The following is an 11,506-nucleotide window of genomic DNA, read 5'->3' on the forward strand; positions in this document are numbered from 1 at the left end:
TTAGATGAATTTTTCGCTTTTTAGCATCTACATTTAGTTATAGTTATAGAAGTACAAACAATAAATAGTGTTTGACATATATTTTACATATAAAAGTCCTAACACTTAATACTCTCTCAACTATTCCCGTTCTGGAGTTCCCTGTTCTCTGTTTCCTCCCCTTAGCGCTATAGCTTGAGTTTTTCCCATTTCATTAACTACTTTTCTGAGTATACCATTAATAAAACGATATCCCTCCTTATCTGAGTAGCGCTTAGCTATTTCTACTGCTTCGTTGATAGCTACTTTATGAGGAATATCGAGAAATAATATTTCTGCTACGGCGATACGGAGGATATCTTGATCTATTTGAGGAATACGGCTAAATTGCCATTCTTCTAATACGTCCTCAATAGTTGAATTTATTTCTTTTTGCCGTCTTTTGACTGTGGTAATTATGTCTATAGCGTATTGACGCACTTCCACGTGATTAGATAGCTGAATAAATTCCGGTATTTCTACAGCAGCGCCGATGAGGTTAATAGATATTTGAGTTAATTCCAAAGCTTCTTTGAGCATGGTCCTAGTGCTTTCTTCAGTCGTAGCTCTAATTTCGCTTTGTAATAACTTGTCGTTTGCCCTTTGGACTTCGGCGGATGCTGCTTCTAACGCTTCATCTACTTCACTTCTTAGGGTACGAATTGCACCTATTAACAAAGTGTTTAGTTCTTCTTTTTCGATTTTTTCGATTTTCCCTTTAATTTGACTGAGGCTTAATAAAGCAACTTCCCTGGCGATTCGACGTGGTTGTAATTTAGGCATATTTGTTTATTTGATTTCAATTGAGGTTTTTTCTACTTCTTCTTTGCTTATTTCCCTTAACTCTGGAGTTATTTGATTATTTCGTTTTTCCTCAGCTACTTGGGGAGTTAGTTTAGGGGGTGGTAGGGGGGAAGAATTCATATAGTCAGGACTAACTATTCCACCTGAGATGAGGATTTTAAAGGCATCTTCGATAGAAATTGATAGAGTAATTACTTCTTCTTCTGGTATGATAGCGTACCATCCCGAAGTGGGATTGGGGGTAGTAGGTATAAAGACGCTGAGCATAGTTTTGTCTAGATGATTTTGCAGTTTAGGGCTAACTAAACCAGTAACAAAACCGAGAGACCAAATTCCTTGACGAGGATATTCTAACATAACTACACGGCGAAATTTACTTTGAGAATCTTTAAATAAAGTTTCTAAAATTTGTTTGAGGGTTTTGTAAATAGAACCGGCTAAAGGTATTCCCTGAAGAAGTTGTTCTCCTACTCCTAGTAACCATCTTCCCACAATATTACGAGCCATTAAACCAATTAACAGGATAAATAGCATGGGAACAGCTAATCCTACCACAAAATTGAGGATGTTAGTTAAAATAGGATGAAGAGTATCAAAGGGGTTTAGCTGTTTAGGTATCCGAGTTAAAAAGTTAATTACCCAAGTAGCGATGGTGAAACTCAACCAGATGGTTGTCGCTAGGGGAATTACTACTAACAAACCTGCAATCAAGTCATTTTTTAAATTTTGCTGGAAACGTTGAAGCACAGAGGGTAAAATCTCCTTTGTAAACTATAAATTAAATTATCGCTAAAAAAGTTAACATTCTCTTTTTATTGTGACAAAATCTAGTAAAAGTTGACAAACTTAAGAGTTATTTGGGATCGCTTCAAAAACAGGACAACAACCTTCTGGAGTTACTTTGAATCCACACAGAGGAGAAGCTTGATTAGTACAACGCTGTCCTTGGTAATAAAGACAGGTATTGCAACAGTCTATATCTACTCTTTTTTTCGATTCGCTATTTTGAGCTAATAATTCTTTTTGACTAATTCCTTTAATCACTAGTTCTTCCCCTTGCCAACGCGCTTCGACAATTCCCGTATCTGAGAAGTTGTTCCAACGCGGGTCGTTAGTGATATGCTGGGGTAAGGTTATGGTGATAAAAGAACTGTATTCATTTAATTCGCCATCGTATTGATTCTGATTGGGTATGTTTGGTTGAACAAATTTTTCACCAATTGGTAATTCTAGGAGGAGATTTGCCTCGGGAGAATGTAATTGATAACGGTTTTGCAGTTCTTCTAAGCTAGTTAAATCCCCTAGATAAGTGGGAGAACCATGTACGAAGATTAAATGTTGAGGGCGTAGGTTATGAATGAGTTGAGTTGTATTGCGACTATCGCTATGATCTGCTAAAAGGTAAGTTTCTAATTTGATTCTATGATTCTGGGCTAATTCGGTTAATTTTTCTGATTGGTGTTGTTCTTGAGATAAGATTAACCATTTACCAGAATGACAATATTGTGCTAAATCGCTTTTATATTGGGCCATTACTATAGATGGAACTCTTCCCAATTTATTGATCAAAGATGTTTCTAAGGGTCTCATGCGCGGACGAACTCTTTCATCCCAAAAAAGAGGTTGATTTTTAGCGAAATTTTGCACAGACATAGGTAAATTGGCCAATATTTCTAAATAGTAGTTACAGGCTATGGCAATTGGCTGTTCTACCCATATATCTATGTCTTGTCCTGTGAATTGATGATGAGAACGTAGTAATTTTAAAATTTCTTGACCTACACCCAAAATGGGAACTGGTAGTAAAACACTTTGGCCGTTAGTAATGGCTTGTTTGATTTTCTCCATTAATTGCTTTTCCTGGAGGCGGCGATGAGGATGACGAGATGTACCATAGCTTCCTTCAACAATTAGTACATCAGGAGAAGTGTTTCTGAGACTATCTAGGGATAAACCCTCGACTAGTTGCAGGTTAGAGAGGCAAAAATCTCCTGTGTAAAGAAGTTTATACTGACGTTGGGAACTGTTATAGGTAAGTAAAATAGAAGCAGCGCCGGGAAGATGACCCGCAGGAAATAATTCTACACTGAGGTATTTATTGAGTTTGACAGGCGATCGCCAATCTAATCCTTGACATAGGTCTGGGGGAACTTCTTGATTTAACCAATTAAGAGGTAAAAGTTTTTTAGTAACGTGACTAGTGTAAATTGGTAGATGGGGATAGTTTTGGTGTAATTCTAAAAGTCCTCTAGCATGGTCGCTATGGGCATGACTACAAATCACCCAATCGGCGGGAGTGTTGTGATTGGCGAGGAGAGGTTGAAGATCAGCTAGGCCACAGTCGAGTAAAACTCGATAGGAACCAAAGTTGATCAGTAAACACAGACCTTCCTGACTATGAGCAACACCATAGGTATAGCAGGAAATTTCAGTTTGACTAAACAGTTGACTAGCTTCAGGCATATTTACTGTTTTAGCAGTATCTAATTTTATCAAAAAATAACATTATCCGGGTAAAATAAAAAGGCAATTCACCAACCTTACTCGAATAGGTAATAAACAAATATTGTACACTGCTATGCTCGCTAACTTATAACTAATGCAACAAAAAAACATCAATTGGGATTGGTTAAATCGGGGAACTAGTGAAATTTTTCCCGATCAACCAGAGGAAAATTTAGTAAAGGTTTTAACGAAGAGCGATCGCCCCTTAAGAATTAAACTGGGTATAGACCCTACAGGCGCCCAACTTCACTTGGGACATAGTATTCCTTTTCGTAAATTACGCGCCTTTCAAGATGCAGGTCATACAGCAGTTCTAATTATTGGTGATTTTACCGCTAGAATTGGAGACCCTACGGGTAAATCAGAAGTACGTTCTCAATTAAGTAGAGAACAAGTTCAGGAAAATGCTAAAGACTATTTAGACCAATTAAAACCAATCTTAGATTTTGATACCCCAGGACGTTTGGAAATTCGCTACAATTCCGAATGGCTGGAAAAACTCGATTTAGCTGAAATTTTAGAACTTTTGGCGACTATGACTGTAGGTCAAATGCTGGCCAAAGAAGGTTTTGCTTTACGTTATCAACAGGAAAATCCTATTTATTTACATGAGTTTCTCTACCCCTTGATGCAGGGTTATGATTCCGTGATGGTGGAAGCTGATGTAGAAATAGGTGGAACTGATCAAAAGTTTAATATTGCTGTGGGGAGAGATTTACAACGTCATTTTGGTAAAAATCCCCAATTTGGCCTCCTAATGCCTATTCTAATCGGCACAGATGGCACGCAAAAAATGTCTAAGTCTCTCAATAATTATGTGGCTTTGCGAGAAGATGCTTTGTCTATGTATTCTAAATTGGAGAAAATCCCCGATGATTTATTGAAGGATTATTTTGAACTGCTGACGGATTTGAGTTTAGATGAGTTGCCAGAAAATCCTCGGGAATGTCAAAAACAATTAGGATTAGAAATTGTTAGTCAATTTCATGACGTAGAAGCGGCAAAAGAGGCTCAAAAAGCAGCTATAGAACTTGTTTCTGCGGGAGGAACCTCGAAGAGTGATTCTATACCGGAATATTCTCTAACAGAGGTGGAGTTTCCTGTTAAGTTATTTTACTTGTTAAGTGCGACTGGGTTGTGTAAAAGTAGTGGTGAAGGGAGAAGACAAATCCAAGGGGGAGGAGTAAAATTAGACGGCGATCGCGTTGTTGATGTTGATCTTAGTTTTGCTAGTCCCGATTCGTTGGAAAACCGCGTCTTACAGTTAGGCAAAAAGAAATTTGTACGCTTAGTTAAATAACATAACATGAAAGAGAAGATAATTGTTCCCCTGGATGTGTCTAGTTTGGAACAGGCGATCGCTTTAGTAGAAACTTTGCCGGAGGTTACTTTCTGGAAGGTAGGCTTGGAATTATTTATTAGTACTGGACCTATTATCTTAGAAAAGCTCAAAGAAAGAAACAAACGCATTTTTTTAGATCTCAAACTCCATGATATCCCTAATACGATTTTAGGTGCCTGTCGCGCTGCCCAAACCTATCAAGTAGATTTATTAACTCTACATATAGCAGGTGGTAAACAAGCTTTACAGGCAGCTAAACAAGGAATAGATGGTAACTCTTGTTCAACTAAGTTATTAGGAATTACCTTGTTAACTAGCTTAAATCCACGAGAATTAGCCTTTGATTTACATATTCCTTTAGAATTGTCTGAATATGTCTTAAAAATGGCTTTGTTAGCTCAAGAATCAGGATTAAATGGGGTGGTCTGTTCTCCCCAAGAAGTATCCCAACTGAGAGAAGTTTGTGGTAAAGATTTCTTACTAGTTTGTCCCGGAATAAGACCGAATTACTACCAAAAAATCCATGGAAAAGACGACCAAAGTAGAACTATGACTCCCCAAGAAGCTTTGGCGGCAGGCGCCGATTATTTAGTAATTGGTCGCCCTTTGACGGCGGTTTCTAATCCCCTCCAGGCTTGGGAAAATCTCAAAGCTGAATTAACCACCAATTAAAACTATCTTTGATCAGGACCTCATGAAACCCTTATGTAGCAAGGGAGCATGGGAGCTCCGGGAGCAGGGGAGCTCCGGGAGTATTATACGCGCATCCGGTTATTAAATATCCTCTATAAAAAAGTATGAGTAGGGTGTGAAGCGTGCGAAGCCCGTAACGCACCGCTAGATGAGTTTTGAAGTAATAAGTAATGAGTAATGAGTAAGAAGCCAGTAGCCTGTAGGTTGGGCAGGGAGATAACCCAACATTATATTAGTAGTTTAGTGGTGTTTATTTACTTATTTATTATTTTATACTATAAAAGTAGTTGTAGTTGTAGGGTGTGTTAGGGCGAAGCCCGTAACGCACCGCTAGATGAGTAATGAGTTTTGAAGTAATAAGTAATGAGTTTTGAAGGTAGCCAGTAGCCTGTAGGTTGGGCAGGGAGATAACCAATACTGCGTAGGTTTTGGATTTTGACTTTTCTTTGAGGCAAGCAGAGGAGCAGGGAGACCGGAGCTTCAACAGAGGGATTTTCGGCCTTCTCCCCCGCCCCCTGCTCCCCGCTCCCTTGCAGTCTCAACAGGGGATTTGGGCAAAACCTACGCGGTATTGGGGAGATAACCCAACATTATATTAGTAGTTTAGTGGTGTTTATTTACTTATTTATTATTTTATACTATAAAAGTAGTTGTAGTTGTAGGGTGTGTTAGGGCGAAGCCCGTAACGCACCAAATTATGTCAGTAACCTGTAGGTTGGGCCCTTGGTCACTGTATTTACTCATTACTTATTACTTCAAAACTCATTACTCAAAAGGGCGATCGCCTTTTAGCTGATTTACCAGCATATAGTAATAGAGTCATTCGCCGTGCTCAAAATTTAGATCGTTCTGAAAAATTTAAGACATGAGAATCATAGCCAAAAGTACTTTAAGACAATACTGGCAAAAACACCCTGTAGCAGAATCAGCACTGAAAGCATGGTTTAATGACGCTAGTCGTGCGAATTGGAGAAATCCCAATGATATTAAAAATATTTACCGTAATGCCAGCATTCTAGCTAATAATCGAGTAGTATTTAACATCAAAGGCAATGATTATCGTTTGATTGTTCATATTCGCTATGATTTAGGTATTGTCTTCATTCGTTTTGTCGGTACTCATACAGAGTATGACAAAATAGACGCTACTAAAATCTAAGGAGAGAATAATGAAATTACGACCACTAAAAACAGAGACAGATTATCACGAGGCACTAGATGAAATTGAAAGAATTTTTGATGCTCCGCCCCATAGTCCAGAATCTGACCGTTTAGAAATCTTAACTACTTTAGTGGAAGTTTACGAGCAAAAACATCATCCTATAGAAGCTCCTGACCCCATTAGTGCTATTATTTATCATTTAGAGTCTAGGGGTTTATCCTCTGAAGATTTGCATGAGTTTTTAGGTAGTCAGGAAACGGTTAAAAATATCTTAGAACGGAAGCAGGCTTTAACTTTGGAAACCATTAGAACGTTACATAAACATTTAGGGATTTCTGCTGATGTCCTAATTCAACCCTATGTTCTAAGTTAAAAGATTTTTTCCTTTTTGTGAATTAATTATATTTCAATTAGAAAATAAAAGAAAAAATACCCCTGTAACGCACCATCATTATTTAAGTCAAACTCAGATCTTGCCTCTTTACATTTCCCATTTCCCACTCTACTAATGTTAATATTTCTGAATTAGCTATCAATTAGAATGAGATTGTGGTAAAGAAAACTTTGCTCAAAAACCAGATAAACAAGATTTTAAATTCTCTTTTACCAACGGCTAGGAGCTATATTACTATGAGTATAGTAACTTGCCTACTAATTGTGTCTAACTCAGCTTATTCCCAAGAAGAGATCAAAGGATGTAATTTAGATTTAGAGACTTTAGGCGATCGCCTTTTAGCTGATTTACCAGCATATAGTAATAGAGTAATTCGCCGTGCTCAAAATTTAGATCGTTCTGATTGGCAAATTCGCTATATTATCGCCGCTAGTCAACCAGATTTTCAGCCTCTACCTTTACCCCAGCGTCAATATACTAGAGTGATAGAAGACCAACCTACACAACTATTTTTTACTACCCTAGAACGTATATATAGAGATAAACAACCTGTAGAAATTCAAAATTATCATCGGTTATTTCTCGCTAAAACCAATCAAGGATGGCAGATGTTAAGATTGGTTTCCAGTTTCGGTGGTAGCGACACTAATCAACCTCCTTCACCACCACGGGATAGTAATTATACAGCAGTTGGCCAAGGTATTCGTCTGTGGATGCGTGATTGTGCGGCACAAGGGTGATAATTTTAGTAATATAATTTGTCACAAAAAGGCTTCAAATCATATAAACAAAACTATTAACTGTCTTTTATCTGGGGCTAGGAGCTATATTACTATGAGTATAGTAACTTGCCTACTAATTGTGTCTAACTCAGCTTATTCCCAAGAAGAGATCAAAGGATGTAATTTAGATTTAGAGACTTTAGGCGATCGCCTTACGAGCTGAACGTATTATCGAGGAGAAACCATTAGTAGCATGTAGGTTGGGTTGAGGTAACGAAACCCAACTTAAAGAATGCGCGAAGGTGCTTGATTTTGTAGGGTGCGTTAATGAAATGTAACGCACCATCATTATTTATGTCTAATTCAGATCTTGCCTCTTGACAGTTCCCATTTCGCACTTTACTAAAGTTAATATTTCTGAATTATAGCAAGCTCGCAAATAGATGTTTACAGTTATCATCAAAAGCCCCCCTTAATAAGGGGGGTTTGGGGGGAAAAGTTTATGTAAATATAGTTAACACTACAACGAGCACTGCTATAGCTACCAATTAGAATGAGAGTGTGGTAAAGAAAACTTTGCTCAAAAACCAGATAAACAAGATTTTAAATTCTCTTTTACCAACGGCTAGGAGCTATATTACTATGAGTATAGTAACTTGCCTACTAATTGTGTCTAACTCAGCTTATTCCCAAGAAGAGATCAAAGGATGTAATTTAGATTTAGAGACTTTAGGCGATCGCCTTACGAGCTGAACGTATTATCGAGGAGAAACCATTAGTAGCATGTAGGTTGGGTTGAGGTAACGAAACCCAACTTAAAGAATGCGCGAAGGTGCTTGATTTTGTAGGGTGCGTTAATGAAATGTAACGCACCATCATTATTTATGTCAAACTCAGAGCTTGCCTCTTGACTTTTAGCTGATTTACCAGCATATAGTAATAGAGTCATTCGCCGTGCTCAAAATTTAGATGCTATGTACAGAAAAATATTTACTTTAAGTGTATGATAGTACATAAACAGCTATTCTGATGGTTCTTCATTATCAACGATCAATAAATTGGTTGCTTTACCACCTAATAGACCAACAATTGCCCCTACTCCTATTTGCCAGGTAACTATTGCATTTTCAAAAATGCGAGTCTGCTGCGGAGAAAGGTGTTCTTTGGAAGCCATCCTGTAAGACACCCCACCAGAAAGAAGTGTCAGAAATAGGACAGTGAAGAAAACTTGCTGGAAAGCGGGGGTAATTTTCATTTTGTTGTTCATTTTTTCCTCTCAATAATTGGGTTTTTGTTTGTTATTTCTAGAATCGCAAAAAAACCCCAAGTCATGGTAAATTCTCATGTTCAAGTTTTTGTAAAAGTGTAAAACTAACACTTTTACATTTGATAAAATCGAGAAAATAATATTCAAAATTAGGTATGGGTCGAAGCACAATTAAGGCATCTGAAGAAGGCATAAAAATTCTCAAAAAGAAAATAAAGCAAAAGCAAGGGGGACAAACTTACCTAGCTGGTGAAGTTGGTTGTACCCGACCAACAATCAACAGTCTTTTAAAAGGTAATTCCATTGACTCCGATTATTTTATGAAAGTCTGCAAAGTTTTGGACCTAAACTGGGAAGACATTGCACAAAAAGAAGAATTAGAATTTGACCCTGACTTTAATCTTGACGGACTGGTGGAATATGTGCGGGAAAAACTAAGCTCCTATATTGAGAATAAGTGTGGGGAAATGCGTATCCTAGATATGACACAACCTATTGACTTGAACACAATCTATACAGATCTCAACATTTTGGAAAACATAACTGGACGCAAAAGGTTAGGTTCAGCCGAATTATTGCAGGATTGCACCAGAGAAGATTTTGACCGCCTCGGTTTCGCGGATTATCGCACCAAACGCCAGCCCGGTTTAGAAGTAGTCAAGCAATTTGAAAAATTAATGCTGTTAGGTAAACCAGGTGCTGGGAAAACTACCTTTCTCAAACGGTTAGCAATGTTATGCAGCACGGGCACTTTTCAGAAACACCGAGTGCCTATATTTGTCACACTCAAGGAATTTGGAGATAAACAGAAAAAGCCTAATTTACTTACCTATATAAGTGAGTGGTTTGGAGAGATGGGTGTTCAAGACTCTCTGAAGAAAGCAGAAACACTACTCAGCAGTGGTCGTGGTTTTCTATTGTTAGATGGACTTGATGAAGTTAGTGACAACAACATTAAGGAAATGTTAACTGAAATCCAGGCTTTTTCTGACCGTTTTTATCAAAATGCGTTTATTATCTCTTGTCGAATTGCAGCCAAAGAATTTACATTCCAAAGTTTTACAGAAGTTGAAGTTGCCGATTTCAAGGACGACCAAATTAAAGACTTTAGCACCCGTTGGTTTACGGCAAAAAAGTTACCAGAGAAGATAGAGCCATTTTTAGAAAAACTCAAAAACAATCCCCGTATTAAGGAATTGGCAACAAATCCTTTACTACTAACCTTATTATGTCTGGTCTTTGAAGAGCGAACAGACTTTCCCGATAACCGCTCTGAACTTTACGAAGAAGCACTAGATGTATTGCTAAAAAAATGGGATGGGAAGCGTAATATCCAACGGCAACAGGTTTATAAGGCACTTTCTCTTAGACGTAAAGAAGATTTATTGAGCCAGCTTGCTTTTACAACATTTGAGGCAGGTAACTATTTTTTTAAGCAAAAAGATGCAGAAAACTTGATTGAGGATTATATCCAAAACTTGTCAGACACTGAGACAGACCCAGAAGTCCGAAGATTAGATAGTGAAGCTATTCTAAAATCTATAGAGGCACAGCATGGTCTTTTAGTTGAACGAGCAAGAGGTGTTTACTCTTTCAGCCATTTAACTTTTCACGAATACTTTACAGCTTGTCAACTAGAAGGGAAGCACGACTTAGATCTGGTTCTCACTTCTCATATCAGAGAAAAGCGATGGCGAGAGGTGTTTTTGTTGACCACTGAAATGCTTAGAAGTGCTGATTCTTTACTTAAAACAATGAAAGAGCAAATTGATAATATAGTAGCAACCGACACAAAAATTCAGAAATTTCTCACATGGGTTCAGGAAAAATCTTGTTCAGTTAACTCAACTTACAAACTTGCTGCTATTAGAGCTTATTATCTCTCCCTCGACCTCGACCTCGACTTCTTGCCCTACTTCTCCCTCTCCCTCTCCCTCTCCCTCTCCCTCTCCCTCTCCCTCTCCCGAGCCCTCGACCTCGACCTCTCCCGAGCCCTCGACCGAGCCCTCGACCTCGACTTCTCCCTCACCCTCGACCTCTCCCTCACCCTCACCTTCGACTTCTCCCTCTCCCTCGACCTCTCCCTCGACCTCTCCCTCGACCGAGTCCTCGACCTCACCCTCACCCGAGCCCTCGACCTCACCCTCGACCGCGAATTTCAGCAAAAACTACAAGAACTAAAAAATCAGCGTTCAGAATCCCTATTAAACGAGAAAAAGAATCAACAATGGTGGCGGGCTGAAGGTAAAGCCTGGATAGAAAAACTTAGAACCCTAATGATAACTTATCGTAACATTGGACATAACTGGGAATTCAATGAGAACCAAATACAACTTTTGAAGGAGTATTATGACGCTAATAAGTTGCTAATAGATTGTCTCAACAGCGACTGTTATGTCAGTCGTGCAGTTCGGCAGGAGATTGAAGATACTTTACTATTGCCTGTAAACTCTATGCTTTATAAGGAACTCTGAAATCCTTGTATAGCTCCGGGAGAGGGGGAGCAGGGGAGCAGGGGAGAGGGGGAGAAATTTTAAGTAAAATTACTTAATTTTCTAATTAAATGTATATTGCTATACATTATTTTCTTAAACAAAAT

10 protein-coding genes are annotated in these 11,506 nt (G+C 38.4%); 6 read left to right on the plus strand and 4 right to left on the minus strand.

Annotation, left to right across the window (positions count from 1 at the left end; translation table 11 throughout):
* Positions 1-120: 120 nt before the first annotated feature.
* From nusB to MW688_RS00360, 3 genes are all read right to left on the minus strand, one after another.
* On the minus strand, positions 121-801 hold the full coding sequence (nusB, locus tag MW688_RS00350) for a transcription antitermination factor NusB (RefSeq protein WP_486733914.1): 681 nt from the start codon (positions 799-801) through the stop codon (positions 121-123).
* 6 nt (positions 802-807) lie between these two features.
* The gene (locus tag MW688_RS00355; RefSeq protein ID WP_486733915.1) at positions 808-1,569 is read right to left on the minus strand and encodes a DUF502 domain-containing protein; all 762 of its coding nucleotides are present in this window, start codon (positions 1,567-1,569) and stop codon (positions 808-810) included.
* A gap of 99 nt (positions 1,570-1,668) precedes the next feature.
* Complete coding sequence (locus MW688_RS00360; RefSeq protein ID WP_486733925.1) at positions 1,669-3,285, minus strand: MBL fold metallo-hydrolase; 1,617 nt, start codon at positions 3,283-3,285, stop codon at positions 1,669-1,671.
* A gap of 136 nt (positions 3,286-3,421) precedes the next feature.
* On the opposite strand from MW688_RS00360, the gene tyrS reads away from it, so the two are divergent.
* The 5 genes from tyrS (at position 3,422) to MW688_RS00385 (ending at position 7,658) form a co-directional block, all read left to right on the plus strand.
* Positions 3,422-4,627, plus strand: a complete 1,206-nt coding sequence (gene tyrS, locus MW688_RS00365; protein ID WP_486733916.1) for a tyrosine--tRNA ligase — start codon at positions 3,422-3,424, stop codon at positions 4,625-4,627.
* Positions 4,628-4,633: 6 nt separating this feature from the next.
* The gene (pyrF, locus tag MW688_RS00370; RefSeq protein WP_486733917.1) at positions 4,634-5,341 is read left to right on the plus strand and encodes an orotidine-5'-phosphate decarboxylase; all 708 of its coding nucleotides are present in this window, start codon (positions 4,634-4,636) and stop codon (positions 5,339-5,341) included.
* A gap of 886 nt (positions 5,342-6,227) precedes the next feature.
* Positions 6,228-6,521, plus strand: coding sequence for a type II toxin-antitoxin system HigB family toxin (locus MW688_RS00375; RefSeq protein ID WP_486733918.1), 294 nt, complete (start codon positions 6,228-6,230; stop codon positions 6,519-6,521).
* Between the two features lie 10 nt (positions 6,522-6,531).
* Positions 6,532-6,897 carry a helix-turn-helix domain-containing protein gene (locus MW688_RS00380; protein WP_486733919.1) on the plus strand — a complete coding sequence of 122 codons (366 nt, stop codon included), beginning with the start codon at positions 6,532-6,534 and terminating at the stop codon, positions 6,895-6,897.
* A 257-nt stretch (positions 6,898-7,154) separates the two neighbouring features.
* Entirely contained in the window at positions 7,155-7,658 is a 504-nt protein-coding gene (locus MW688_RS00385) for a hypothetical protein (protein ID WP_486733920.1), read from the plus strand.
* Between the two features lie 1,003 nt (positions 7,659-8,661).
* Here MW688_RS00385 and MW688_RS00390 read toward each other — a convergent pair.
* Entirely contained in the window at positions 8,662-8,907 is a 246-nt protein-coding gene (locus MW688_RS00390) for a hypothetical protein (RefSeq protein WP_486733921.1), read from the minus strand.
* A 155-nt stretch (positions 8,908-9,062) separates the two neighbouring features.
* On the opposite strand from MW688_RS00390, the gene MW688_RS00395 reads away from it, so the two are divergent.
* Positions 9,063-11,381, plus strand: coding sequence for an NACHT domain-containing protein (locus MW688_RS00395; protein WP_486733922.1), 2,319 nt, complete (start codon positions 9,063-9,065; stop codon positions 11,379-11,381).
* Positions 11,382-11,506 lie beyond the last annotated feature (125 nt).

The sequence above is a fragment of the Johannesbaptistia floridana genome (genome assembly GCF_057440575.1).

What these genes read in the sequence shown, in the direction of transcription:
- nusB (WP_486733914.1), bottom strand. Translation starts at nt 801, where the DNA reads ATGCCTAAATTACAACCACGTCGAATCGCCAGGGAAGTTGCTTTATTA.
- MW688_RS00360 (WP_486733925.1), bottom strand. Translation starts at nt 3,285, where the DNA reads ATGCCTGAAGCTAGTCAACTGTTTAGTCAAACTGAAATTTCCTGCTAT.
- tyrS (WP_486733916.1), top strand. Translation starts at nt 3,422, where the DNA reads ATGCAACAAAAAAACATCAATTGGGATTGGTTAAATCGGGGAACTAGT.
- pyrF (WP_486733917.1), top strand. Translation starts at nt 4,634, where the DNA reads ATGAAAGAGAAGATAATTGTTCCCCTGGATGTGTCTAGTTTGGAACAG.
- MW688_RS00375 (WP_486733918.1), top strand. Translation starts at nt 6,228, where the DNA reads ATGAGAATCATAGCCAAAAGTACTTTAAGACAATACTGGCAAAAACAC.
- MW688_RS00380 (WP_486733919.1), top strand. Translation starts at nt 6,532, where the DNA reads ATGAAATTACGACCACTAAAAACAGAGACAGATTATCACGAGGCACTA.
- MW688_RS00385 (WP_486733920.1), top strand. Translation starts at nt 7,155, where the DNA reads ATGAGTATAGTAACTTGCCTACTAATTGTGTCTAACTCAGCTTATTCC.
- MW688_RS00390 (WP_486733921.1), bottom strand. Translation starts at nt 8,907, where the DNA reads ATGAACAACAAAATGAAAATTACCCCCGCTTTCCAGCAAGTTTTCTTC.
- MW688_RS00395 (WP_486733922.1), top strand. Translation starts at nt 9,063, where the DNA reads ATGGGTCGAAGCACAATTAAGGCATCTGAAGAAGGCATAAAAATTCTC.